The organism is Streptomonospora wellingtoniae (assembly GCF_031845375.1).
In the GTDB taxonomy this organism is placed as follows: domain Bacteria; phylum Actinomycetota; class Actinomycetes; order Streptosporangiales; family Streptosporangiaceae; genus Streptomonospora; species Streptomonospora wellingtoniae.
On the sequence record NZ_JAVREK010000018.1, the window covers coordinates 16,501 to 41,206 of the forward strand.

The 24,706-nt window shown below is 74.4% G+C and carries 21 protein-coding genes; 10 read left to right on the top strand and 11 right to left on the bottom strand.

From position 1 onward, the window contains the following. Positions 1 to 99: 99 nt before the first annotated feature. Complete coding sequence (locus RM446_RS16595; protein ID WP_311546228.1) at positions 100 to 681, bottom strand: TIGR03086 family metal-binding protein; 582 nt, start codon at positions 679 to 681, stop codon at positions 100 to 102. An 814-nt stretch (positions 682 to 1,495) separates the two neighbouring features. Here RM446_RS16595 and RM446_RS16600 point away from each other — a divergent pair. Further along, positions 1,496 to 2,812 (top strand): DUF418 domain-containing protein, encoded by a 1,317-nt coding sequence (locus RM446_RS16600; RefSeq protein WP_311546229.1) that lies wholly within the window; start codon positions 1,496 to 1,498, stop codon positions 2,810 to 2,812. Between the two features lie 150 nt (positions 2,813 to 2,962). On the opposite strand, the gene RM446_RS16605 is transcribed toward RM446_RS16600, so the two are convergent. Beyond that, positions 2,963 to 3,313, bottom strand: coding sequence for an ArsR/SmtB family transcription factor (locus RM446_RS16605; RefSeq protein ID WP_311546230.1), 351 nt, complete (start codon positions 3,311 to 3,313; stop codon positions 2,963 to 2,965). A 55-nt stretch (positions 3,314 to 3,368) separates the two neighbouring features. Between RM446_RS16605 and RM446_RS16610 the strand changes: the two genes are divergently transcribed. The 6 genes from RM446_RS16610 to RM446_RS16635 all read left to right on the top strand — a co-directional run bounded on the left by RM446_RS16610 (position 3,369) and on the right by RM446_RS16635 (position 9,662). Continuing rightward, positions 3,369 to 4,127 (top strand): SDR family NAD(P)-dependent oxidoreductase, encoded by a 759-nt coding sequence (locus RM446_RS16610; RefSeq protein ID WP_311546231.1) that lies wholly within the window; start codon positions 3,369 to 3,371, stop codon positions 4,125 to 4,127. A gap of 62 nt (positions 4,128 to 4,189) precedes the next feature. After that, a complete protein-coding gene (locus tag RM446_RS16615) occupies positions 4,190 to 5,206 on the top strand; it encodes a tyrosine-type recombinase/integrase (RefSeq protein ID WP_311546232.1) in 1,017 nt (338 codons plus the stop codon). A 43-nt stretch (positions 5,207 to 5,249) separates the two neighbouring features. Beyond that, complete coding sequence (locus RM446_RS16620; RefSeq protein ID WP_311546233.1) at positions 5,250 to 6,050, top strand: exodeoxyribonuclease III; 801 nt, start codon at positions 5,250 to 5,252, stop codon at positions 6,048 to 6,050. Between the two features lie 67 nt (positions 6,051 to 6,117). Continuing rightward, positions 6,118 to 6,900, top strand: a complete 783-nt coding sequence (locus tag RM446_RS16625) for an alpha/beta fold hydrolase (RefSeq protein WP_311546234.1) — start codon at positions 6,118 to 6,120, stop codon at positions 6,898 to 6,900. Positions 6,901 to 6,986: 86 nt separating this feature from the next. After that, positions 6,987 to 7,637, top strand: coding sequence for an HAD-IA family hydrolase (locus RM446_RS16630; protein ID WP_311546317.1), 651 nt, complete (start codon positions 6,987 to 6,989; stop codon positions 7,635 to 7,637). 396 nt (positions 7,638 to 8,033) lie between these two features. Further along, on the top strand, positions 8,034 to 9,662 hold the full coding sequence (locus RM446_RS16635; protein WP_311546235.1) for an alkaline phosphatase D family protein: 1,629 nt from the start codon (positions 8,034 to 8,036) through the stop codon (positions 9,660 to 9,662). Between the two features lie 76 nt (positions 9,663 to 9,738). On the opposite strand, the gene RM446_RS16640 is transcribed toward RM446_RS16635, so the two are convergent. Together RM446_RS16640 and RM446_RS16645 are read right to left on the bottom strand one after the other, a co-directional pair. Further along, a complete protein-coding gene (locus RM446_RS16640; RefSeq protein WP_311546236.1) occupies positions 9,739 to 10,404 on the bottom strand; it encodes a response regulator transcription factor in 666 nt (221 codons plus the stop codon). Then, positions 10,401 to 11,690, bottom strand: a complete 1,290-nt coding sequence (locus RM446_RS16645) for a sensor histidine kinase (RefSeq protein ID WP_311546237.1) — start codon at positions 11,688 to 11,690, stop codon at positions 10,401 to 10,403. The genes RM446_RS16640 and RM446_RS16645 overlap by 4 nt, the downstream gene beginning before the upstream one ends. Positions 11,691 to 11,886: 196 nt before the next feature. On the opposite strand from RM446_RS16645, the gene RM446_RS16650 reads away from it, so the two are divergent. Both RM446_RS16650 and RM446_RS16655 read left to right on the top strand, forming a co-directional pair. Then, positions 11,887 to 13,275, top strand: coding sequence for an amino acid permease (locus RM446_RS16650; protein WP_311546318.1), 1,389 nt, complete (start codon positions 11,887 to 11,889; stop codon positions 13,273 to 13,275). A gap of 63 nt (positions 13,276 to 13,338) precedes the next feature. Then, positions 13,339 to 13,842 (top strand): NUDIX hydrolase, encoded by a 504-nt coding sequence (locus tag RM446_RS16655; protein ID WP_311546238.1) that lies wholly within the window; start codon positions 13,339 to 13,341, stop codon positions 13,840 to 13,842. Positions 13,843 to 14,044: 202 nt separating this feature from the next. On the opposite strand, the gene RM446_RS16660 is transcribed toward RM446_RS16655, so the two are convergent. Then, a complete protein-coding gene (locus tag RM446_RS16660; RefSeq protein WP_311546239.1) occupies positions 14,045 to 14,470 on the bottom strand; it encodes an ankyrin repeat domain-containing protein in 426 nt (141 codons plus the stop codon). Between the two features lie 345 nt (positions 14,471 to 14,815). Here RM446_RS16660 and RM446_RS16665 point away from each other — a divergent pair, with 345 nt between their 5' ends. Next, positions 14,816 to 15,322, top strand: a complete 507-nt coding sequence (locus tag RM446_RS16665) for a hypothetical protein (protein ID WP_311546240.1) — start codon at positions 14,816 to 14,818, stop codon at positions 15,320 to 15,322. A gap of 150 nt (positions 15,323 to 15,472) precedes the next feature. Here RM446_RS16665 and RM446_RS16670 read toward each other — a convergent pair whose 3' ends face one another. The 6 genes from RM446_RS16670 to RM446_RS16695 all read right to left on the bottom strand — a co-directional run bounded on the left by RM446_RS16670 (position 15,473) and on the right by RM446_RS16695 (position 24,523). Beyond that, a complete protein-coding gene (locus tag RM446_RS16670) occupies positions 15,473 to 17,416 on the bottom strand; it encodes a hypothetical protein (RefSeq protein ID WP_311546241.1) in 1,944 nt (647 codons plus the stop codon). A 34-nt stretch (positions 17,417 to 17,450) separates the two neighbouring features. Continuing rightward, positions 17,451 to 18,740, bottom strand: coding sequence for a site-specific integrase (locus RM446_RS16675; protein ID WP_398695336.1), 1,290 nt, complete (start codon positions 18,738 to 18,740; stop codon positions 17,451 to 17,453). Between the two features lie 80 nt (positions 18,741 to 18,820). Then, positions 18,821 to 19,330: a hypothetical protein gene (locus tag RM446_RS16680; protein WP_311546242.1), complete on the bottom strand. Its 510-nt coding sequence runs from the start codon at positions 19,328 to 19,330 to the stop codon at positions 18,821 to 18,823. A gap of 86 nt (positions 19,331 to 19,416) precedes the next feature. Beyond that, positions 19,417 to 19,731, bottom strand: a complete 315-nt coding sequence (locus RM446_RS16685) for a hypothetical protein (protein ID WP_311546243.1) — start codon at positions 19,729 to 19,731, stop codon at positions 19,417 to 19,419. A 260-nt stretch (positions 19,732 to 19,991) separates the two neighbouring features. Then, on the bottom strand, positions 19,992 to 23,606 hold the full coding sequence (locus RM446_RS16690; RefSeq protein WP_311546244.1) for a TM0106 family RecB-like putative nuclease: 3,615 nt from the start codon (positions 23,604 to 23,606) through the stop codon (positions 19,992 to 19,994). 251 nt (positions 23,607 to 23,857) lie between these two features. Further along, the gene (locus RM446_RS16695) at positions 23,858 to 24,523 is read right to left on the bottom strand and encodes a septal ring lytic transglycosylase RlpA family protein (RefSeq protein WP_311546245.1); all 666 of its coding nucleotides are present in this window, start codon (positions 24,521 to 24,523) and stop codon (positions 23,858 to 23,860) included. Between the last annotated feature and the right edge of the window lie 183 nt (positions 24,524 to 24,706).

Below are 24,706 nucleotides of genomic sequence, written 5' to 3' on the forward strand. Positions count from 1 at the left end.
GCTTTCGCCGGGCGAGCCCCACCGCCGCCGGCGCGACCGCGGCGCGCACCGCGGGGTGGGGGAGCGGCACCCCTCCGCACCTGCGCCGAGAGGGCAGAGTCAGGGCCGGCGGCCCAGGTAGGCGGCCAGCCTCGTGTAGACGTCGGCGTTGCGGGGAACCGATACGACCGGTCCGAACGGACCGTGTCCGCTGCGCGCCTCGGGCGGTGCGAACTTCGGGAACGCTTCGAGCGCCCGCACGGCCAGGTCCGGATCGAGCGCAGCGCGCCGTCCGGTGGCGTGGGCCAGATCCCAGGAGTGGACGGTGAACTCGTGGGTGTAGGCGTCCAGGGCGGCGTGGCCGGGCAGTGTCGCCCACGGCAGCGTGACCGGGTGATCCAGCGGCGCATCGCCCCAAACCCGCTCGGTCTCGGCGCGAGCCCCGGCGAACGCGCCGACCCAGCCGTCGTCGGCGACGCCCTCGACCACGTCGGGGAGGTCGCCGGCGTCGCCTCCGGTTCCGATGCGGGCGAGCTTGTGCAGCACCGCGACCATGTGCCCGAGCAGGGCGCGGACGTCGTAGTCGGCGCAGGGGGTGGGGGCGTCCAGCTCGCCGCCGGACAGGGCCGCGATCTGCTGCTGGGCTTGGTCCAGGGCTCGGGAGAAGACCGCACGCGGATCGTGGGGCGGCTGTGGTGTCATGCCGGCGAGCCTACGAGGAGGCACCGACAGGCAGCGTGCCGTCGTCGGGGCCCAAGGGATGTGCTGCGGCGCAGCGGCCCGACGCGGACCGGGGGTCCAGTGGGGCGCGCCCGACAACGGCCATACTTTACATAATGTACATTATCGGCGTATTGGGGATGAGCGTGAGAAGCGGTGCACATACGGCGTTTCGCGACCATGCGGACCCGTGTGGCCGGGCCTTCGGCGGCCGCGCACCGGCCACACGGGTCTGCGCCGCCGCCCGGCCTTCACCCGGATGCCGCCGAAACCCGCCGACCAGGACGGCCGTCCGCCTGCCGCCGGCCCGGGCGCCGCGGTTCGAACGCCCCGCAGTCGTCGCCGCGGTCCCGCCGGACGGCACCCGCGCGAGCCCTCGGGACGCTGATGCGGGCCGAACCCGCCTGCACAAGCCTGCTTCGCCCCCGTCCCACCCCCATTTTCGACCGATATGGCCAAGTTTCATGCATAAAATGTGTTATGCATCACTTGTGCATGTCTTCCGGTGCCGCAGGGCCCGCCTGCCGTTGCTGCGGGCCCTGCGGCACCGGAGCCGCCGCACCTTCGGTTGCGGCTACTCTCGGTGCTTCCCGCCGCCCGGTTCTCCGCCGGCTCAGGCAGGGCCCGGCGCGCCCCGCCTCCCCCGCGCACCGCGCCGGCCCCGCGGTCGCGCCCCAGACGCCCACTCCCCCGCACGCGTTGTCCCCGCGACCCCGATGGGCTCCCGATCGGCCACAACCGGTCACCGCGGATCGGAATCCCTGCAATCGGCCTCCGAACAGGCGATCCTCGTAGGGTGTCCAACAGCACCAGTACCTCTCCCCGCGGCGGGTCCGGCGACGGCGCCGACCCGTCTGCGGCGCCCCCTGCCACCGCGCCCGACGCCCGCGCGCCCGCGACACCCCCCGCTGCCGCCGCACCCCGGCCGCGCCTGGTGGGCGTGGACGTGGCCCGCGGCCTGGCGGTTCTGGGCATGTTCGTCATCCACGTCGGGCTGGGCTGGAGCCTGGGCGCCGACGGCGCCAACCACTTCACCGACCTGGTCTCCGGTCGTTCGGCCGCGTTGTTCGCGGTGCTGGCCGGCGTGTCCATCGCACTGCTGTCGGGCGGTTCGACGCCGGTGCAGGGGCGCGCCATGGGCGTGGCGCTGTGGCGGGTGGTGGTGCGCGGCCTGCTCGTCCTGCCCGTGGGAGTGGGCCTGACCATGCTGGGCACGCCCGTCGCGGTGATCCTGGCCTACTACGCCGCGTTCTTCGTGCTGGCCGTCCCGCTGATCGACGAGCGCTGGAAGGTCGTCGCCGGAACCGCGGCGATCCTGGCCGTGGCCGGGCCCGTGGCCTCCTTCTGGCTGCGCTCCCTGATCGCCGACGGCCCGCTCGCCCGCCCCGCCGCTCTGGTCGACGCCTACGACCCGCTGGTGGCGCTCTCCGGCAGCGGCCTGCTCGACCTGCTCGTCACCGGCTCCTACCCGGCGATGACCTGGCTGCCCTATGTGCTGGCCGGCCTGGCCGTAGGCCGGCTCGACCTCACCTCGCTGCGGGTGCGCGCCGGTCTGCTAGCCACCGGATCCGCCCTGGCCGCGCTGGGCTACGGGCTGTCGTGGGTGGCCATGAACCCCATGGGCGGGCGCGCCCGCCTGGAGGCCGGCTACAGCGCCGCCGCCATGGCCGACCACGGCGGCTACACCAGCACCGCTCAGGCCATGGCCGAGGGGTTCGCCGGCACGGTCCCGGTCAACGACTGGGTGTGGCTGCTGACCGCGCTGCCGCACAGCGGCACCCCGCTGGAACTGGCCGGAGCCGGCGGGATCGCGATCGCGGTGCTGGGGCTGTGCCTGCTGGCCGAGCCCGCGCTGCGGTGGGTGGGATACCCGCTGGCGGCGGTGGGCTCGCTCGCGCTGACCGTCTACGTCGGCCACGTGCTGCTGATCTGGGTGGCCGAGTACGGCCTGTGGCAGGGAACGCCGCTGGAGTGGGTCACCGACGACCTGGGGCTCACGCTGCTGGTGGCCGCGCTGGGCGGCGCGACCCTCTGGCGGCTGGCGGTGGGGCGCGGTCCGCTGGAGTGGCCGCTGCACGTGCTGTCGTCCGGGGCCGCCAAGCGCATCCCCTGACCCCGGGTCCCCGCAGCCGACCCCGGCTCCCGATCACCGGTGCCCACGGGCCGAACCCCCCGTTGATCGTGTCGCCATCGCGGATGGAAACCGTTCTCCTTCACGATGGCGAGACGATCGGCGGCGCTGTGCCGGACTGCCGCCGAAGACCTAGGGCTTCTCGGGCTCGCCCAGGCTCACGCCGGCGCCCGCGTCGAGGGCCTCGGCCGACTCCAGCAGCGGCGCCAGCATGCCGGGGAACCGGGTGTCGAGGTCCGCGCGGCGCAGCGCGACGTAGCAGCGGGTCCCCTCCTGGCGGGTGCGGGTGATGCCGGCGTCGCGGAGTACGCGCAGGTGGTGGCTGAGGGTGGACTTGGCCACCGGCGCGCGGAGCTGGCCCCAGCCGCGCTCGCGCCCGTCGGCCAGGAGCCGCACCAGCCCCAGGCGCACCGGGTCGCCCAGTGCCGAGAGGACCTCCACCAGCGAGAGGTCGCGGGTTTCGGGGTGGTGGGCGTCGCGCATGGCTCCATGCTAGCTTGTTCGATGTTCGTCAAACATCGAATAGATAGGTTGCGCCATGACCACCCCCACACCCCTCACCGACCGCGTCGCCCTCGTCACCGGCGCCTCCTCCGGCATCGGACGCGCCGCCGCCACCGCCCTCGCCGGCGCCGGAGCCCACGTCATCGCCCTCGCCCGCACACCCGGCGCACTCGCCGACACCGCCCGAACCCACCCCCGCATCACCCCCCACCCCGCCGACCTGCGCGACGCCGACACCCCCGCCCGCGCCGTCGACGCCGCCCTCACCACCCACGGACGCCTCGACATCCTCGTCAACAACGCCGGCGCCACCGCCCTGATGCCCCTCGCCGACACCCGCACCGACACACTCGACGACCTCTTCACCCTCAACGTCACCGCCCCCACCCGCCTCACCGCCGCCGCACTCGACCCCCTCACCCGCACCAGCGGCGCCATCGTCAACATCTCCTCCACCTACGGCCACCGCCCCATGCCAGGCGCCGCCCCCTACGCCGCCTCCAAAGCCGCCCTCGAATCCCTCACCCGCAGCTGGGCCCTCGAACTCGCACCCCACCGCATCCGCGCCAACGCCATCGCACCCGGCCCCACCCGCAGCAACGCCCTCACCGCCGCCGGACTCGACCCCGACACCGTCACCCGCATCCACCACGACGAAACCCAGCGCATCCCCCTCGGCCGCCGCGGCGAACCCCACGAGATCGCCACCTGGATCACCCACCTCGCCGACCCCGCCGCCACCTGGATCACCGGCCAGATCATCACCGTCGACGGCGGCCTCGAACTCACCTGACACCCCCGCGACACCCCGCCACCCCACGTGTGCACGCCCACGCCATAGGCAATCCTTCAACCATGGACAGCACCCGCCCCACCACCCCCCACACCCACACCATGACCGTCGACGACGCCATCACCGAATACCTCACCGCCCGCCAACCCCAGAAGCCCTCACCCCACACCCTCGCCGCCTACCGCCGCGACCTGCACACCCTCCTCCACCACCTCGCCGACGCCGAACGCCGCCGACCCGACCAACTCCGCCTCGCCGACCTCACCCCGCCCCTCCTCCGCCACGCCTTCGCCCGATTCGCCGCCGACCGCGCCCCCACCAGCGTCACCCGCGCCTGGTCCACCTGGAACGGCTTCTTCAGCTTCCTCGTCGCCCACAACCTCACCGACGGCAACCCCATGCCCGCCGTCTCCCGCCCCCGCGCCAAACCCCACCAGCCCAAACCCCTCATCGGCGAAGACACCCCCGAAAAACTCCTCACCGCCCTCGCCGCCGGATGCCGCCGCGCCCGCGACCCCTGGCCCCAACGCGACTTCGCCGTCCTCGCCCTCGCCCTACTCACCGGACTGCGCTCCGCCGAAATGCTCGACCTCACCCTCGACTCCCTCGGCGGCCGACCCGGCGAACGCCGCATCCGCGTCCACGGCAAAGGCAACACCACCCGCTCGCTGCCCATCGAACCCCCGCTCGAAGCCCTCATCGACGACTACCTCCACAGCCGCGCCGCCCGCTTCAACCGCACCCCCACCGGCAACGACGCCCTCCTCGTCGACACCCGCAACCAACCCCTGCGCCGCGGCGGCCTCCAATACCTCGTCCGCCAGTGCTACAAACACGCCGGCATCCACGACCGCGTCGCCCGCGGCACCCTCGTCCACGCCCTCCGCCACACCTTCGCCACCCGACTCGCCGAAGACGGCGCCTCCGTCACCGAGATCATGCACCTCCTCGGCCACGCCGCCATCACCTCCTCACAGACCTACATCGACACCACCGCCGCAGCCCAACGCGACGCCGCCCGCTCCAACCGCACCTACACCGCCCTCCGCGACCTCACCCCGCCCCCCACCACCGGATGAACCCCGCACCCGCCCCACCCGCCGATTGACTACGCTTGCCGACGTGCCCACGACGATCACCACCGTCAACGTCAACGGCCTGCGCGCCGCCGCACGCAAAGGCCTCCTGGACTGGCTCGACACCACCGACGCCGACATCGTCTGCCTCCAGGAGACCCGCGCACGCCCCGAGCAGCTCACCACCGCCCTCACCCGCCACCCCCGCTACCACCTGCTGCTCGCCCCCGCAGACGAACCCGGACGATCCGGCGTGGCCATCTACACCCGCACCCCGCCCCACACCCACCGGACCGGCTTCGACACCCCCGAGTTCGACAAAGCCGGCCGCTACCTCGAAGCCGACATCGGCGAGCTCACCGTCGCCAGCCTCTACCTCCCCTCAGGCGACGCCGGCACCCCCCGCCAACACGCCAAACACCGCTTCATGGACGCCTTCCTGCCCTACCTCACCCACCGCGCCCACGACATCACCGCCCGCGGCCGCCACCTCCTCCTCTGCGGCGACCTCAACATCGCCCACCACCCCGCCGACCTCAAAACCTGGCGCAACAACCGCAACCACTCCGGCTTCCTCGACCACGAACGCGCCTGGCTCACCCGCCTCCTCCACACCACCGGCTGCCGCGACGTCGTCCGCACCCTCCACCCCGACACCGCCGGCCCCTACACCTGGTGGTCCTACCGCGGCCGCGCCTTCGACAACGACGCCGGCTGGCGCATCGACTACCACCTCGCAACCCCCGCCCTCGCCCGCACCGCCCACCACGCCCGCGTCGAACGCGCCCCCACCCACGACCGCCGCTGGTCCGACCACGCACCCGTCACCGTCACCTACACCCCATGACACCGCCAACACCCACCGACCGCCCGGCGCCCACCCCCACGCGCCCCAGCCAGCAGAAGGACCGCCCATGAGCCTGCCGATCGTCCTGGTCCACGGCCTCCGCTTCTCCAGCAGCATGTGGCGGCCCCAACTCGACCAACTCACCGCCGCCGGCCGCACCGCCGTCGCCTGCGACCTCCCCGGACACGGCAACCGCCGCGGCGAACACTTCACCCTCACCGGCGCCGTCCAGACCGTCGCCGACACCATCGACACCCTCGGCGGCCGCGCCCTCGTCGTCGGCCTCAGCCTCGGCGGCTTCGTCTCCATCGCCACCGCCGCCGCCTACCCCCACAAGACCGCCGGCCTCGTCGCCGCCGGATGCACCGCCCGCCCCGCCCAAACCCTCGCGCAGGTCTACCGCATCCCCGCCGCCCTCCTCGACCGCCTCCCCGACAAGGGCCAAGCCGTCAACGAACGCTTCCACCGCCTCACCCTCGGCGACGGAGCCCAAGCCGCCCTCGACGGCGGACTCGCCATGGAAGTCGCCCGCGCCGTCATCGACGAAGTCGCCGACATGGACGTCCTCGGCGCCCTCACCGCCTACACCGGCCCCGTCTGGCTCATCAACGGGGCCCGCGACCACTTCCGCATCCACGAAAAGCGCTTCCTCGACGCCTGCTCCGACGGACGCCTCCTCAACGTCCCCCGCGCTGGCCACCTCGTCAGCCTCGACCAACCCGACAACTTCACCCGCATCGTCTCCGACGCCGCCGACGCCGCCTCCCTGCGCCCCGCCCCCGCCCGCCCCGCCAACCCCGGAACCACCCCCATGCTCGACGACCCCACCCGCCAAGACCCCGCCACCTGACCCCGCCCGGCCACCCCGCGCCGTGGCAGGTCCCACACCCGCCCCCGCGCCGCCCCCGCGCCGCGCTCCCTAGACTCGCCACCGTGATGATCACCGCACAGGCGCTCCTGTTCGACATGGACGGCACGCTCGTCGACTCCGGCCCCGCCATCGAAGCGTCCTGGGCCCAATGGGTCGAGGAGTACCGCATCGACCGCGACCGCTTCACCCGGATCGCCGGGCACGGCATCCCCGCCCGCCAGATCGCCGCCCGGCTCCTGCCCGCCGACCGCGTCGCCGAGGCCACCCGCCGCCTCGAACAACTGGAGATCGACCGCGCCCCCGAACTGCGCGTCCTCCCCGGCACCCGCGAACTCCTGGCCAGCCTGCCCGACGACGCCTGGGCGATCGTCACCTCCTGCACCCGCCCTCTCGCAATAGCGCGCGTCAAAGCCGTGGGCATCGACCCTCCGCTGATGATCACCGCCGACGACGTCACCGCGGGCAAACCCGACCCCGAGCCCTACCTGCTCGCCGCGCGCAGACTCGACGCCGACCCCGCCCGCTGCGTCGTATTCGAGGACGCACCCGCCGGACTCGCCTCGGCCCGTGCCGCCGGCGCCCGCACCGTGGCCGTGACCACCACCACCCCGGCCGACGAACTGCGCCCCTGCGCCGACACCGTCGTCGCCGACCTCGGCCGCGTCGACTGCGCCCCCGCCGTCCACCCGCCCGTCGAGATCGAGATCCACCCCTAGATCGCAGACCCCCGTCGATCTTGTAGCCATCGTGGAGGAAATCGATTTCCATTTGCGATAGCTACAAGATCATCGGGTGTCGGCCCCCGGCGGAATCTGAGAGTGCCGGACAATGGCGGGTCGACCGCCGCCCAGAGGAAACCCGCCTTTCAACGGGCGGCACCGATACGGCGATGTGCAGAGGAGGAATGCTCGCCCCTCGAATTCACGTCGCCGCTCCCCCAAATCAACCGCCGCTTCACCCGCCGCCAGCGGTTTCCCGACTACGCAAAAGCGAATCCGAACGTTCACTATCAGGTGGTTGGGGTTTCATACCCCTCATGTCGTCATAGAGCACGGTCCACCGCACCTCCTCCCCCTGGAGTGCGGCCGGCGAATCGACTGAGGAGACCGTGCATGCCCGACGCCCCCCGATTCCCCGCCCCCGAGAACACCCCCGACGACAGACCCCTGCCCTCCCCCGCCACCACGTCCCCCACGCGCCGCCGCGCGCTGACCGCCGGCGGAGCCGCCATCGGCGCACTCGCACTCGGCAACACCCCCGCCTGGGCGCAACCGGGCCACAGCGGCGCGGGCGGACGCGGCAGGATCACCCAGCCCTTCACCCTGGGAGTCGCCTCCGGCGACCCGCTGCCCGACGGGTTCGTGCTGTGGACCCGGCTGGCACCCGACCCCCTCGCCGAGGACGGCCACGGCGGCATGCCCGACCGCCGGGTGCGGGTGCGCTGGCAGGTCGCCACCGACGAGCGCTTCCGCCGCGTCGTCGCCTCGGGCGCGGAGTTCGCCCGGCCCGAGGAGGGCCACTCGGTACACGTCGAGGTGAACGGGCTGCGACCGGGCGCGGAGTACTACTACCGGTTCCGCGCGGGCCGAGAACTCAGCCCGGTGGGCCGCAGCAAGACCGCGCCCCGGCCCGGAGCACACCTGGACGGCTTCGCCTTCGCGTTCGCCAGCTGCCAGAACTACCCCGCCGGCTACTACACGGCCCACGCACACATGGCCCAGGAGGACCTCGATCTGGTCTGCTTCCTGGGCGACTACATCTACGAGGGCGACGCCCAAGGCGAGATCGGCCGCGGCCACCTGCCCGCCCGCGAAGTGTTCTCCGTCGCCGACTACCGCCTCCGCCACGCCCAGCACAAGACCGACCCCGACCTGCAGGCCGCCCACGCCGCCTTCCCCTGGGCGGTGGTCTTCGACGACCACGAGGTCGAGAACAACTGGGCCGGCGAGGTCTCCGAGCCCGACGACGAGCCCGACCAGGACCCGGAGGTCTTCCTCCGCCGACGCGCCCGCGCCTTCCAGGCCTACTACGAGCACATGCCGCTGCGCCGGGCGCAGCGGCCCGACGGCCCGGCGATGCAGCTCTACCGCCGGCTGACCTTCGGCGACCTGGTCGACGTCCACCTGCTCGACACCCGCCAGTACCGAAGTGACCAGGTCGGCGACGGCGGCCACGCCGACCCCGGCCGGACGCTGCTGGGCGCACAGCAGCGCGAGTGGCTGGAGGAAGGACTGAGCGGGCCGACCGCACGCTGGAACGTCCTGGCCCAGCAGGTGTTCTTCTCCCAGCGCGACTTCGACGAGGGCGAGAGCACCGACTTCTCCAACGACGCCTGGGACGGCTACCGCCACGAGCGCGACCGGCTGCGCGACCTCCTCGCCTCGGGCCCCTCCAACCCCGTGGTGATCACCGGCGACGTGCACGCCAACTACCTGTGCGACGTCAAGGCCGACTTCGACGACCCCGACTCGGCGACCGTGGCCACCGAGGTGGTGGGCACTTCGATCGCCAGCGGCGGGGACGGCGAGGACCAGCGCGACACCGACCTCGTGCAGCTGGCCGAGAACCCGCACATCAAACTGATCAACCGGCGGCGGGGCTACGTCCGCAACGAGATCTCCCACGGGCGGTGGCGCACCGACTACCGGGTCGTGGACTACGTGAGCCGGCGTGGTGCGCCGGTGCGCAATCTTGCGACGTTTGTGATTGAGGACGGCAGTCGCGGTGCTGAGCAGGTGTGAGGGCGAGTTTTTCGGTGTAGGAAACAGCTACCTTTACAACGTAGATTTATAATTGCGCACCCCGGCCCGGCGCCGCTCAGCGCGGCGCCGGGTTCTCTCCCGGGCGGATCAACCCCGAGTCGTAGGCCGCAACCACCGCCTGGGTCCGGTCGCGCACCGACAGCTTCGCCAGGATGCCGGAGACGTGCGTCTTGACCGTCTCCACCCCCACGAACAGCTCGGCGGCGGCCTCCGCGTTGGACATCCCCCGCGCCAGCAGGCGCAGCGTGGTCGCCTCCCGCTCGGTCAGCGACGCCACGGCCCGCGCCGCCGGAGTGTCGGCCGCACCCGCCGAGGCGGCCAGGCGGCGCACGGCCGCCGGGAACAGCAGCGAGTCGCCCCGCACCACCGTCCGCAGGGCGTCGAGGATCTGGTCCGGTCGGCTGCGCTTGAGCAGGAAGCCGCGGGCGCCGGCACGGAGCGCGCCGTAGACGTAGTCGTCGTTCTCGAACGTGGTCAGCACGACGACGGCGGGGGCCGCGTCCAGCGACCGCTCCAGCGCACGGGTCGCCTCGATACCGTCCAGGCGCGGCATGCGCACGTCCATCAGCACGACATCGGGGCGATGGCGGCGGGCCATGTCCACCACCCCGGTGCCGTCGCCCTCCTCGGCGACCACCGACAGGTCCGGCTCGGATTCGATGAGGGCCCGCAGGCCCGCGCGGATGAGGTTCTCGTCGTCGACGAGCGCCACCGTGATCACTGTGCGTCCCTCCAAGAGACGGCGGCGCGCAGCCGCCACTGGCCGTCTGCGGCCCCCGCCTGCAGGGTCCCGCCGAGCAGGCGCAGCCGCTCGTCCATCCCCCGCAGGCCGCGGCCGCCGCCGCGGTTGCCGTTGCGGCCGGCGCCGGCGGGCGCGGGGTGGGCGGTGGGGTTGGTGATCTCGACCTCCAACTCGTGGGCACCGACCCGCAGGCGCAGGGCGACGGGCACCGGCCCCGCGTGGCGCAGGACGTTGGTGAGCCCTTCCTGGCAGATCCGGTAGGTCTCGCGGGAGACGACGCCGGGGACGGCCGCCGGGTCGCCCTCGACGTCGGCGGTGACCTCGGCGCCGACGGCCCGGGTGGCCTCCACGAGCTGGTCCAGGTGCGCGAGGTCGCGCTGGGGTGCGGTGGAGGGGCGCTCGTCGCGCAGCAGCCCCAGGACGTGGTCGAGCTCGGCGGTGGCGGTGCGGGCCTGTTCCGCGATGGCCTCCAGCGCCGAGCGTGTGAAAGCGGGGTCGGTGTCGATGACGCGCGCGGCGGTGCCGGCTTGCAGGGTGACGGCGGACAGGGCGTGGCCGATGGAGTCGTGCAACTCGCGGGCGAGGCGGTTGCGCTCGGCGAGGGTCTCCACGCGCTGCTGGGCCGCCGCCAGGCGCTCGGCCGCCGAGGGCCCCAGCAGTACCGGCGCCAGCCGGGCCATGAGCGCGCCGGCGCCGGCCACGGTGTAGATCACCGCCAGCAGCAGGGCGGCTCCGGCGAAGGGCGCGGCGATGCGCTCGGCCGGGGCGGGCGGCTCCCCGCCCGCGGGGTAGAGGGAGCCCTCCATCAGGCCCGCCGGATCGGGGGCCACGGCGGTGGCCGCCAGCACGGCCGACTGGGTCAGCCCCAGCATGGTCGCCAGGCACACCGCGAAGCCCGCGCTCAGGTGGACGACCAGCCACAGGCCGGTGCGCATGCGACTGCGCCGGGTGCTGGCCTCGGCGACCTCCTCGGCGGCGAGCGCGCCCGTGACCAGTGCGCGCACTAGGTGGGCCGACATGGTGCGCACACCGGGCAGCCACGCGGTGGCCGCGACCAGCCCCAGCGCCGGCGCCAGTCCGACCACCAGCGCCGCGCCGGGCGAACCGGAGCCGGGTCCGCCGCCGCTGGCGAGGATCAGCGATGCGAGCACGGCGACGGCGATGAGGTAGGGCATGAACACCACGCCGCCCAGGATCAGGTGGACCCAGCGGGTGTAGGTCGCGATCTGCGTGAGCGGGCTCAGCAGGCGGCGGATGTGCGGCACAGGGTGATGATCGCACGCGGGATGCGCGGGCGCTTCCCTCGCCGGAGGGAGTGCCGCAACGGCGGCGCGGGGCGAGCGGAGGACGCCGGGCATTCGCGCACAACCGATACCCTCGGTGCCCGTGACCAGGCACAGCACTCCAACCACGCCCGCTTCCGGCACGTCGGGGCTGGCGCACTCGCTGCGGCGGCGGCACATGGCGATGATCGCCATCGGCGGGTCGGTGGGCGCCGGGCTGTTCATCGGCTCCGGCGCCGTGATCAGCACCGCCGGCCCGGCCGCCGTGCTCTCCTATGCGCTGGCGGGCGCGCTGGTGCTGCTGACGCTGCGGGCGCTCGGCGAGATGGTGGTGGCCCGCCCTTCGGCCGGGTCGTTCTCCGACTACGCGCGCATGGCGCTGGGCCCGCGTGCGGGGTTCTGCATCGGATGGCTGTACTGGTGGATGTACTGCGTGCTGGTGGCGGCGGAGTCGGTGGCGGGCGCGGCCACGCTCGAGGCGTGGGTGCCGCTGCCGGGGTGGCTGCTGTCGCTGGGGCTGCTGCTGGTGATGACCGGGGCGAATCTGGTCTCGGTGCGTATGTTCGGCGAGACCGAGACTCTGTTCTCGCTGGTCAAGGTCGCCACGATCGTGGCGTTCCTGGTTTTGGGCGGACTGTTCGCGGTTGGGTTGTGGCCGGGCGGCGGGGGCGCGACGGTCGACAACCTGTGGGCCCACGGCGGGTTCGCGCCCAACGGGTGGGGCGCTGTGCTGGCGGCGACGGTGGTCGTGCTGTTCTCGTTCGGCGGGGTGGAGATCGTCACCATCGCGGCGGGCGAGAGCGACGAGCCCGTGCGCGGGGTGGCGCGCGCGACCACCAACGTGCTCTGGCGCATCGGGCTGTTCTACGTCGCCTCGATCCTGGTGGTGGTGGCGGTGCTGCCGTGGGACACCGCCGAGCTGCTGCGCAGCCCGTTCGTCGCGGTGATGGAGCGGGTCGGGGTGCCCGCCGCGCCGCTGGTCATGGAGGTGGTGGTGTTCGTCGCCGTGCTGAGTGTGCTCAACGCGGCGCTGTACACCTCCTCGCGGATGCTGCACGTGCTGACCCGCCAGGGCGACGCGCCGCGGGCGCTGTCGGCCGTGGGGCGGCGCGGGGTGCCCACTCGGGCGATCCTGCTGGGCACCGCCGTGGGCTACGCGTCGGTGGTGGGCAACTACCTGTGGCCGGAGACGGTCTTCGCGTTCCTGGTGGCCTCGATCGGCGCGATCCTGCTCGTGCTGTTCCTCACGATCGTGGCCTCCCAGCTGGTGCTGGGGCGGCGGCTGCGCGGCGAAGACCCGGGCGCAATCCGCTTCAGGATGTGGGGTTTTCCGTACCTGAGCTGGGCGACGCTTGCGGGACTGCTGGCCGTCCTGGGTGCGATGGCCCTGCTGCCCGACCAGAGGCTGCCGCTGTGGGCGACGCTGGCCGCGGTGGCGGTGGTGCTGGCGGCCTACGAGCTGCGGCGGCGCTTCGGCCGTCGACCGGTGAGCCGGGCGCCGCTGGGGTCGGCGGCCGCGCCCGAACGGGGCGACGGGCCCGCGGGCGGTGCCGCCGCGCCGCGGTGAGTCGCCGGGGCGCGCCGCCCCCGGCTGCCGGGGTCCGGTAGGGCCGGTCCGTAGTCTGGCGGCGTGGTCGACGACTCCGAATACGCGTTCTTCGAGGGCCTGCCCCGCAGCCGGGGGGCGGCCGCCGCGCTGCTGAGCACCGCTGACGGGCGGCTGCTGCTGGTCAAGCCCACGTATAAGCCGGGGTGGTCGCTGCCCGGCGGGGTCATCGAGGAGGGTGAGTCGCCGCTGGCCGCCTGCCGGCGCGAGTGCGGCGAGGAACTGGGGTTCGTGCCGGTGCTCGACAGGCTCGTGTGCGTGGACTGGCAACCGCCGGAGCTGCAGCCCGACCGGCGGCCGGCGACGGTCTTCGTCTTCTCGGGGGCGCTGGAGGAGGCCGACTTCGCGCGGGTGCGGCTGCCCGCAGACGAGCTGAGCGACGCGGTGCTGGCCGCGCCCGGCGAGGAGTGGGAGCGACTCCTGGGAGAGGGAGCCCGCCGGCGGCGCGTCGCCGCCGCGGCCGGGGCCGCGGCGCGTGGGGGGACGGTGTATACGGAGCACGGCTGGGCGGTGCTGGAGGAGGGGTGAGGGCTGCCTGTCCGGTGTACGGAGTTCGGGGGTGAACCCTACGCTCGCCTTTACAACGTAGATTCATTGTGTCGGTTGAGGCGGCGGACGGCGATGCCGCCGCGCCCCTTCGGGCCCATCGGGCCGCCGCCTCCCGCCCGCGGTAGACCCGCGCGGCGGGACGCGCGAGCGCAGACGGCCCCGCGCTCCCCCGTGCCCGCGGTCAGGTCTGGTCGCCGGCGAACCGCTGCAGGTAGTGGTCCTTCTCGAACAGGCGGGCCGCGTCACGGGCCGAGGGGGTGCCGGCATCGGGGTCGGCACCGTGGTCGACCAGCACGTCGACCACCTCGTCCGCGCCCTTGAAGACCGCGCCGGCCAGCGGCGACTGGCCGCGGTCGTTGAGCCGGTCGGGGTCGGCGCCGTGCTCGCAGAGCAGGGCGGCGGTGCGGGCGTGGCCGTGGTAGGCGGCGAGCATGACGAGGGTGTCGCCCTTGTCGTTGGTGAGGTTCACCGGCAGCCCGGCGTCGAGGTAGGCCGCGAGGAGGTCGGTCTCGCCGCGGCGGGCGAGGTCGAAGACGCGGGTGGCCAGTTCGACGACCTCGGGGTCCGGCTCGGACTCGGAGGCGCCTGCGGGTTCTGAGTTGCTCACGGCCCCAGCCTAGGCGCGCGGGGCACGGCCGGGCGAGGTGACGCAGAGTGAGTTTGCCCGGTTTTCACAAGCCGATTCAGGGAAGGGTCGGCCGCCCTCAGCTGCACTGTGCCACCCTGCGGCGTACTGCGGTGACCGATCGCAGCGCAACGGTGTGTACCGACTATGCCCATTTGGCAACAAATGTCGCTATGGTGCATGCCCAACTCCCCGTAGTCCCCGTGGAGTCGCGTCGGGCGGCGCCGGGACGCGCGGTCCCCCGCGCGCGAACGCGCCGGCCGCGCACCGGAGGCCGGTGGTACGGCGCCGCCGCCCGCCGCCCCTACACAGCTGAGGAGAAGACTCGTGCGACATTTCGTGGGATTCATCGTGGGCCTGGCACTTGCACCGGTGCTCATGCTCGGGACCGGATGGGCGCTGCCGCGCTTCGTCGGCCTGGAGGAGCGGGGCCAGTCGATCGCCACCGTCGACGGCGCGGTCGCGCTGGGGGCCGCCGGGATCGTGGGGCTGCTGGTGGCGCTGGTCCTGGTGCCGCCGCGGCTGACCCCGCTGCTGCCCGGGATCGCGGGGCTGACGCTGATCGGGCTCACGGCCGTGCAGGTCCTGCGCCCCGCACTGGTGGAGCGGCTGCCCGCCCTTCCCGGCGTGGAGGGTGCGGTGACGCTGCTGTCGATCGGGGCCTACCTGCCGCTGGGCCTGGCGCTGTTCGTCCCGATGCTCGCCCCCTCCCGGTGGGCGGGCAGGGAGCGCGCCCGTGACGTGACCGAGGAAGAGTACTTCGACGGCCTCTACGACGAGGACTACGAGGACGGGCAGGCGGGCGGCGCGCACCGGCCCGCGGCCCGGGCGTGAGCGCGGCGCGTGCTGCCGGCTCCCCGTTCCCGGCAGACCGGACCGCTGCCGCCTGCACATCGGCCTTTACGTTGTAGATTCCTTCCAGGGGTCGCCGCGGCGCGACGCCGATCCCGGTCTCGCGGTGGACGCTCCGCCCGGCCGCCCGGGTCAGAGCCAGCGGGGGCCCCAGCCGGAGCTGTCGGAGACGCCCGGGGGCAGCGGGGGCAGCGGGGGCGCTGAGGGGGCGCGCCGGGAGCCCGGGGCGGAGACCGCGGGCGCGCCGCCGGGGTCCGCCGCGTCGTCGTCCGCCTCCCCACCGCAGGAGTCGTCGGAGTGGTCGCCGGACACCGCGGCACCCGCGGGCGCCTGCTCGGTCCCGTCCTGCTCGGTCCCGTTCCCCTCGGCGCCGGCCGCGGGCGGCGCGGGCGCACGTCCCCTCGCCGACTCCCCCGGAGCAGGCGCGGCGTCCTCGTCGCCGGTGTCCGCGGCGTCCTCGGCGGGACGGGATTCGCGCAGCCCGCGGCCGGCGTGCTCGTCGGGCTCGGCAGAGACCGCTGTCGCGGCGGACCGGCCGTCGGGGGTCGGCAGCGCGACAGGATCGGGCGCGGGCGGGTGCGAACCGTTCGCGGACCCGCCGCGCATCGCTGCCAAGCCGTCGGCGACGCCCTCCCCGAGCCGCGCGCCGCCACCGGCGAGCGGAGCGGGGGCCGAGGGGGCCTGGACCGCGGAGACGCGGCAGGCCTCGGCGGATTCGCCCGACGGCGGGGCGCCACTGGCGCCGGGATCCGCCCCCGGTCGGGGGGCCTCCTCCCCCACCGCCGGAGTCGCGAGGGCGCTGGAGGCGCCGACGGTCCCGGCATCCGCTCCCCCGCCCTCCGGTGCCGGCGGAGTCCCGGGGTCCGGGTCCGCCGCGGACCCGCCGCCGACGCCGGAATGCGGGACGCCGGGCTCCTGAGAGCGGGCCGGTGCGGGCGCCTCGGCGGGGGCGCCGCCTCCGGCCGCGGATCCGAGGGCTTCGGGCTCCAGCTCCGGCTCCGGATCCGGCTCGGCGTGGGGGCGTGTGGAGGCCGGCGCCGGGGCCGCGCGGCACCACCACTCCTCGGCCTCCTCGGCGGAGACCTCCTCCTCGACCTCCAGCCACCCGTTCACCACGGGGTGGCGGCGTCCAGCGTTCCACGAGCGCGGGTAGGGCTGGTCCTCGAGCACCAGCACGTGCTCACCGTCGAAACTGGGGATGTCGGCGGGCACGCCCTCGTTCCACACCCACGTGCCGTCCAGCGCCACGAGGTTCCACCAGCCCTCGACCACGCGGGCCCGGGCGTCGGGCCGGCCGTCGCGGAAGGCGGCGGTCCAGCGGGGGTCGGGCCGGCGGCCGGGCAGGCCGCGGCCCTCGGGGCCGATGAGCGCGTCGGCGAGCAGGGTGTGCAGCTGGAAGTTGTCGCCGATGCCGTCGAAGAGCACGCGGAAGGCGCGACCCGAGGCCCGGTCGAGCACGACGGCGGAGGTGGCCTCGGCCATCCGCAGCAGGGCGCGGATCTCGCCGAACTCGGGCAGCACGACGCTGAGCTGGTTGGAGATGGCGACGAGCTCGGCGCGCAGCTCGGGATCGGCGCGCACGGCGCTGCGGACGCCGGGCGCGGTGAGCATCGTCCTGGCCGCCAGGCCGTAGCGGCGGATGGTCCACCAGCAGACGGTGGCGGTGGCAGCGCTTTCGCCGAGGCGCTCGGCGACGCGCTCCTCGGCGGCGGCGGTGATCTCGTCGGGCTCGGGTGCCGGTCCGCCCCCGGTCTGCTCCCAGGCGTGCAGGAAGACGGCCGCGCCCTGGCCGATGCTGCGCAGCAGCCGCACGACCTCGGCGCCGGCGGGACCGGGGTCGGCACCCATCTCGACAAGGGCGCCGGCGATCAGGGAGAGGTCGGCCGCGATGCCGGGGGCGGTGTGGCCTCCTCCGAGGAAGGGGCCCAGTGCCTCCAGCGCCAGCTCGCGCTCGCTTGGCGGCACTTGGGAGGCCAGCTGGTGCACCGTGTGCACGGCCGGAGGAAAGCGCCCTGGGTCGGTTGAGACCGAGGCGTCGATCAGCTCCTGGAAGGCCGCACGAAACTCATCGATCACGCACGCATCTTGACATATTTCGGACTCGGGTTGATCACAGGCCCAACCGGGTCACGGCATTGTCCTCGAGCGGACTCGCGGTGCGGATGTAGCCGTGGACGGTGCGCGGGTTGCTCCAGCGCCCCTGGCGCATGATCTCGCGGTCGCTGGCGCCGCCCATCGCCGCCTGAGTGGCGAAGCCGGCGCGCAGCGAGTGGCCGGAGAACGCGTCGGCGTCCAAGCCGGCGCGGCGGGTGTAGCGCTTGACGAGGTCGGCCACCGCGCGGCCGGAGACGGCCCTGTCGCCGATGCGGCCGTGGCGGTCCACGGGGGGGAACAGGGGGCGGCCGGTGCCGTCGGCCAGGTCGGTGCCGGTGTAGGTGTGGCAGCGGTGGGCGCCCGGCCGGGTTTCGGGCGGGCGGGCCAGGTGCTCGGCCACAGCCGCGGCGCCGCCGTCGCGGCGGGCCTCGAGCAGGTCGGCCCAGTCGGCGAAGGCGCACACGGGGCAGGTTCGGGGGCGGCGGCCGCGGGGCAGGGCGATCTGCTGCTCGGTGCGGGCGGACTGGTCGGTCTTGGTGGCGCCGAGGCGGACGATGATCATGGGGTCGCCGCTGCGGTGGTCGGCGTCGAGGGCGACGTCGTCGAAGGACAGGGCGGCGAGTTCGCTCCGGCGCAGGGCTCCGGCGAAGCCGGCCAGCAGCAGCAGTGCGTCGCGGCGCCGGGCGATGCCGCCGATGGCGTCGTCGGCCTCGGGAAGCTCGGCCAGCAGCGTTTCGAGCGTGGGCAGCAGCAGCGGGCGCTTGCGGCGCGGCGCCGCGCGGCGGCGCCGCCGGATGCCGCGCAGGGTCATGCGCACGACCTCGGTGCGGGTGGGCGCGGCCAGGCCCTGGGCGCCGTGGACGGCGGCGATCGCGGCGGCCTTGCGCTCCAGGGTGGACGGGGCCAGTGCCCAGCGGTCCGGGTCGTCGGGGCGGACGGTATCGGCGGCCGCGGCGAGGTAGACGGCCACGTCGACGGGGTCGGCGGGCAGGGACCGGCGCCCCTCGTCCAGGCACCAGGCGGTGAAGGCGATCCAGTCGGAGCGGTAGGCGCGCAGGGTGTTGGCCGACTGGGCGGAGGCGAGGTAGCGGCCCAGGGCACCGGCCTGCTCGTCGTCGAAGCGTCGGCGGACCGCGTCCAGGGCGCCTTCGTCGACCAGCACGCTGCGGGTGCCGCGCACCAGGTGCTCGCGCACCTCGGCCGGGACGATCTCGGCGACGCCGTCGGCGCCGGTGTCGGGTGCGGTCCCGGAATCGGGGTCGCCGTGCGCGCTGTCGCGGATGCGGGGGGTGTCGTCGTTGGCCACGCAGGACATCATGGCCCATGGCGCCGGGCGCGTGCGCCCGGGGGCGCGGCGCGCCGCGGGTTGGGCCGGTGGGCGGGGCCTCAGCCCGAGGTGATTCCGTTGCCGATCGCCTCGGCGATGCCCGCCGGGGTGTCCAGGGAGAACAGTGCTCCCCCGGACAGCAGCAGGGCGGCGGCGAACAGGATCGCGGCGATCCTGCGGCGCAGCAGCGCGGCCCACACGGCTCCGGCCAGGGGTGCGGCGAGGGCGCACAGGACCAGTCCCAGCAGGTACCAGGCGGCGGTGCGCATGCCCGCGGAGGCGGCGCCGCCGTCCGTCTCGCCGAGCATGGCGAACCCCTCGGCCAGGAACAGCACGAAGAACGCCAGCGAGCCCAGGGTCCACACCGCCGTGAGGGCGGTCCACACCGCCACCGGCCAGCGGCGGCGGTCGTCGAGCACGACCGGGGTGCGGCTGACGCCGGATGCAGAGGCGGCGGCGCCCCTGCCCGGCTCCGTGGCGGTGCCGGTGGCCGCGCCTGCGGAGCCGGTGCGGGGCCCTCCGCCGCCAGCGGGGCGGCCGGGCTTCTTGGATCTCTTCTTCGGCGACACGGGTGCCTCTCGTCGCGTCGGTCGCGGGCTGGGCCGGGCGGGGCCCCGGCCCCAACGTAGCGTCCGCGGACACTGCGGTGTCCGGTTCAGGTCGCGAGCAGGACGTGGACAGCCGTCACATAGACCAGCGGCCAGCCCAGCAGGGCCAGCGACCACAGTGCGGCGCGGCGGTCGCCGGCGACCGTGGCGATCGCGGCGGCCAGCAGCGGCAGCCCCACCGACGCGCTGAAGCTCAGGGTGTACCACTCGGCCGCGGACCCCTCGCCCGCCGCGATGGCGCGCAGGTAGCCGATCGGGCCCAGTACCAGGCAGGCCGCGCCCAGCACGCCCGCGGTGATCCGGACTCCCAAGGGGTGGCGGGTGTTGCGGATCTGCCGGTCTCCGTTCTCTGCAGGCGTCAACGGGGGAACCTTCTCCCAACGATGCGGCCGCCGGGGGCGGCGTGGAGTGTGCGGGGGTCGGGGCACGCCGGCGCGGTGCCGGTCGGGCCCGGGGCCGCGGAGCGGCCGCGGCGGGGCGCAGCGGGCGCGAGGGGCGGTCGCGGCGTCCTGGAGACGATTCTCCGGTACCGCCGGAACGCTTCGGGCCGGGTCTCTGCCATAGGGGACATCCAACTCGGCCTGCGGCTGTTGATCAAGCCGGGAGCGCCCGCGGGCCCGGGTCAGCCTCTGCCGGCGGCGGAGGGAGCAGGAGAGCGCCGGGGTGCGGCGGCCTCGCGCAGGCCGGCGAAGCCGGCCAGGACGCGCAGCTCGGCGACCGAGCGCGGGGCCGAGGCGATCAGCTGCGGCGAGTAGACCAGCGCGGCCACGGTCTGGGCGCGTGAGAGGGCGACGTTGAGGCGGTTGCGGGAGAGCACGAAGTCGAGTCCGCGGGCGGCGTCGGCGGCGCTGGAGACGGTCATGGAGCAGATGACCGCGGGAGCCTCCTGGCCCTGGAAGCGGTCGACGGTACCCGCGCGCACGCCCGGCAGCCCGGCGGCGTCCAGGGCTTGGCGCAGGGCGCGGACCTGGAGGTTGAAGGGCGCGACGACGAGGACGTCCTCGCCGGTGACCTCGCGGTCGGCCACCGCGCCGGGTTCGCGGAAGGTCCGCCCGACCAGGTCGGCGGCGATGGCCACCACGGCCTCGACCTCCTCGGGGCTGTGGGTGGCGCGGCCGGTGTGGTCGATCTCGTAGCGGTAGAGGCCGGCGGGTAGGCCGCCCATCACGCGTTCGGCGGCGCTGGGGTGGGCGCGCAGCACACCCCGGTAGGACAGCTGGGAGACGGGGGCGCACACGTTCGGGTGCATGCGGCGGGTCTGGTCCAGGAAGTAGCCGAGGTCGGGGTCGATGATCTCGGCGCCGCCGACCAGGTGCTCCAGGGCCGAGGCTGCGGCTCCCTCGCCGTGGGCGCCCTGGACGACCTGGGGCAGCTGCTGGGGGTCGCCGAGCAGCACGAGGTCGCGCGCTGCGCTGGAGACGGCGAGGGTGTCGGCGAGGGCGAACTGCCCGGCCTCGTCGATGATGAGGACGTCGAGCGGATCGGCGCGCATCGCCTCGTTGGCGAGGTTCCAGGCGGTGCCGCCGACGAGGTGGCCGCCGGTGTGTTCGGCGCGCCAGGCGGCCAGGTCCTTGGGGCTCTTGGGCTGGTCCCAGGGCGCCCGGGGGTCGGCCTTGCCGGCGGGCGGCCGCTTGGCGACGGCAAGCGCGTGAGGCGCGGCGTCTCCGCTCGGGGCTGCGGGCCCGGTTCGGGCGGCGTGCGCGGCGGCGGAGAGGACGTTCTCCACGGCCTTGTGGCTGGTGGAGCACACCCCGACGGTGCGCCCGGAGGCCACGAGGTGGGTGATCAGGCGGGCGGCCAGGTAGGTCTTGCCGGCGCCGGGCGGGCCCTGCACGGCGAGGTAGGAGGAGTCGAGCCGGTCGACGGCGGCGATGACCGCGGACACCAGGTCGCCGCCGTGCTCGGCCGGGTCGGGCAGTCCTGCGCCGCCGCGGGTGCGCGGCGGGCGGCGGCAGAGGACGTCCAGGCCGGCGTGCGGGGGCAGCTCGGGAAGCGCCTCGACGGCTTCGGCGGCCAGGGACCACAGGGCGTCGTCCTTGGGCGCCGACCGCACGGGGGCTCCGGGCAGCACGGCCGCGGGGGCGCGGGCGTAGGTTTCGCCGGGCGAGGAGGTCTCGACGAGGGTGAGGCGCTCGGGCGAGGAGGTCTCGACGGCGGCGTTGACGGTGTCGGCCTCCTGGCCGGGCGCTCCGGCGTAGAGCAGCCGGACGGAGTCGCCCGCGGCGAAGGGGTGGGGGCGGGCGGGGTCGGCGCGCAGCTCGACCTCGCGGCGGGCCAGCTTCCGGCGTCCGGTGGGCTCCTGCCACTCCCCCATGCGGGCGCGCAGCGGCACCAGGCACTCGTTGTCGGCTTCCAGTTCCTCCATGGGCGCCGAGACGCGGCGGAAGTAGTCCCACCACGACGGGTTCTCCTCGCGGCGGTAGTAGCCGGCCAAGGAGGCCAGCAGCGCGCGGGCGTGCTGGTCGGGGGTGCGGGCGGCGGGGTCGTCGGGGACGCCGTCCAGCAGGGGGCCGGTCAGGGCGTGCAGGCGGGCTTCCTGCTCGTCGCGGCGCCGGCGCCGCTCGGCGGCCCGCTCGTCGGCGTCCTCGGCGACGAGCTCGCTCTGGCCGGCGGGGCGGGCGGTGATGCCGTTGCGGGTGCGCAGGTCCTCCAGCCAGTCGCGCAGGCGCGCCGTGGAGACGCAGTCGTCGCGGTTGTAGTCGGCGATGGAGCGGACGATCTTGCCGGCGCGCTCGGTCTCGCCGGCCTCGGCGGCGGCGAGGTAGTCGGCGTAGGCGTCGATGCTGGAGGCGGCGGTGGTGACCTCGCCGCCGCGGCTCTGCGGCAGGTAGAGGGGTTCGAGGTACTTGATGGAGTAGGAGCGCTGGGAGACGCGCAGGCTCTTCTTGACGGCGGTGTAGAGGTCGACGAGGCGGCGGTGGCGCAGCAGTTCGTCGACCTCGGCCTCGCGCGTGCCGAAGGCGGCGGCCAGGAGCTTGAGCCGGTCGGCCTCGTAGGAGGCGTAGTGGTAGACGTGGGCGCCGGGGTCGGCGTCGATGCGCTCGCACACGAAGTCGACGAAGTCCTCGAAGGCGCGTTTCTCCTGGGCGCGGTCGTGGGCCCAGAAGGCGTGGAACTCCTCGTCACCCTCGCCGCGGGCGGGGGTGACGGCGCCGAAGAGGTACTCCAGGCCGCGGCCGTCGGCGCCGTCGTAGTAGGGGTAGCCCTCCATGTCGAAGAAGACGTCTCCGGGGCCGGGTTCGGGCAGGGAGGCGAGGCCCTCGGACGAGTGGACCTCGGCGATGACGGTGCCCTGGGGGTCCTCGGCGGTGCGCGTGGCGTCCTGGCGCACCTGCAGGGCCGCCTGCTCGCGCAGCCGGGCGAAGGAGTGGCGGGGCATGGCGGGCGGGCGGGCGTCCTCGCTCGCGCCGGCGAGGGCGTCGATGGTGGAGATGCCGCAGTCGTCGAGGCGGCGGGCCTGGTCGGCGCGGAGCCCGGCGACCAGGGAGAGGTGGCGGGCGGCGGCGCGGCCTTCGGCGCACAGTGCGCTGTAGCCGCAGCCGTCGCAGGCGGGCCGGGGCGGCGCCCACAAGGGGTGGGGCAGGGCGGGCGGCTCGCCGAGGGCCTGCAGGAGGCGGCGGCGGACGCCCTCGAGGATGGGCAGGAACTCGGCGACGCGGTGGGTGTGCACGCCGCGGTCGCCGGTGATCAGGTGCATGTGCTCGCCGCGGCCGGTCTCGGTGCGTTCCAGGGCCGCGGCGTAGGCGGTGAGCTGGAGGATGGCCGAGGGGCCGGGGCGGCGGGCGAGCTTGGTGTCCCAGGGTTCGTAGCGCACCGGGGCGCCGGGGCGTGCGGCGCCGGTGGCGGGGTCCACGGCGGTGGAGATGAGGAAGTCGGCGCGGCCGTGGAAGGCGACCCCGGTCGTGACGGGGTCGTAGAAGCAGGCCTGGTAGACGACGGGGGCGCCGGCGCGCATCGCTTCGGCGGTGGCCTCTGCTGCGGCGCGCATGGCGGCGTCGGTGGGGGCGGGGTCGGCGATGGCGACCACGCCGTCGCCGAAGAGGCCGCGCAGCCTGTCGAGCTCGGCCTGTTCGTGGGCGGCTCCCTGCTGGGCGACGAGGGGGTCGAGGTCGGTGGGGGCGGGCGCGCCGGGGAGGTCCTCGGCCGCGGCGATGCGCAGCGCGCTGCGGTGTTCGCACTCCATGGTGTCGACCAGGTCGGTGGGCGAGATGACCTGGCGCGATTCGGTGCGGAACACCCGCCTCTCCCTTCCCTGCCGCCACACCTGTGCCGGTGTCTCGCCGCATTCTGCCACGTGGGGCGGGCGGGCGCGGGCTGTAGGCACGGTGGGGCGCGCTGGGGGCCGGAGCTCATATCACCGTTGATCTTGTAGCTATCGTCACTGGAAAACGCTTTCCTTCACGATAGCTACAAGATCACCGGGGTTTGGGCGCGCCCCGCGGACCCGGTGATCCCCCGCATACCCGAAAGCCTGTCAGGCGGCGGGGGTCAGCTCAGGGCCTGCCATTCGACGTCGACGACGCCGGCGTCGGCCGAGGCGATCTGCTCGAACGAGGCGGTGGACAGGTCCAGGCAGCGTCCGGCGACGTAGGGGCCGCGGTCGTTGATGCGCACGGTGACCGATGCGCCGGTGCCGGGGTTGGTGACCCGGACCATGGTGTCCATCGGCAGGGACTTGTGGGCGGCGGTCATGGCGCTGGGGTCGAACTGCTCGCCGCTGGCGGTGGGCTGGGGCTCGCTGTACATCGAGGCCTCGCACGCGCCGCCTTCGCCGGTGGGGCTCATGTCGGCGGCCTCGTCCGAGCCGCCGGATCCGCCGGAGTCCTGTTCAGGCTCGGGCTTCTGCTCCTGAGTGGCGGTGCCGGTGAAGGACTGGGTCGCGGCCTCCAGTGCCTGCTGGCGTTGCTCCTGGGCCTCTGCGTGGTCCTGGCCGGGGGAGTTGCGGGGGGCGGGGCGGCCGTCGGCGGTCGCGGCCTCCGGGAGTGCGGCCTTACCGGTGGCGGACTCGGGCGCGGCGGCCAGGCGGTCGACGGTGGCGGCGCCGGCGGTTCCGGCTGCGATGAGCGCGGCGCCGGTTGCGGTCACGACGACGATCGAGCGCTTCTCTTTGAGGAGGTCCCGCAGGGAGGAGCGGGAGGGCGCATGATTGCCCACGGCGGAATGCCCTTCGGACGGGGACTGCGGACGGCCGCGCCGGCGACCGCCGGGGGGCGGTCGCGGGGGTGCGCGGCGGAAGCCACCCAGGTCAGGGGGTGGGGGCGGCGGCCTCGTACGGCGACCCGCGGACGGGCTCGACGTGCGCCGCTTCGAGATTATTCATCACGGGACGGTAACGCG

Excerpts from the sequence above, each read along its gene's own strand:
- RM446_RS16615 (WP_311546232.1), top strand. The coding sequence starts at position 4,190 with ATGGACAGCACCCGCCCCACCACCCCCCACACCCACACCATGACCGTC.
- RM446_RS16610 (WP_311546231.1), top strand. The coding sequence starts at position 3,369 with ATGACCACCCCCACACCCCTCACCGACCGCGTCGCCCTCGTCACCGGC.
- RM446_RS16595 (WP_311546228.1), bottom strand. The coding sequence starts at position 681 with ATGACACCACAGCCGCCCCACGATCCGCGTGCGGTCTTCTCCCGAGCC.
- RM446_RS16630 (WP_311546317.1), top strand. The coding sequence starts at position 6,987 with ATGATCACCGCACAGGCGCTCCTGTTCGACATGGACGGCACGCTCGTC.
- RM446_RS16605 (WP_311546230.1), bottom strand. The coding sequence starts at position 3,313 with ATGCGCGACGCCCACCACCCCGAAACCCGCGACCTCTCGCTGGTGGAG.
- RM446_RS16625 (WP_311546234.1), top strand. The coding sequence starts at position 6,118 with ATGAGCCTGCCGATCGTCCTGGTCCACGGCCTCCGCTTCTCCAGCAGC.
- RM446_RS16650 (WP_311546318.1), top strand. The coding sequence starts at position 11,887 with ATGGCGATGATCGCCATCGGCGGGTCGGTGGGCGCCGGGCTGTTCATC.
- RM446_RS16635 (WP_311546235.1), top strand. The coding sequence starts at position 8,034 with ATGCCCGACGCCCCCCGATTCCCCGCCCCCGAGAACACCCCCGACGAC.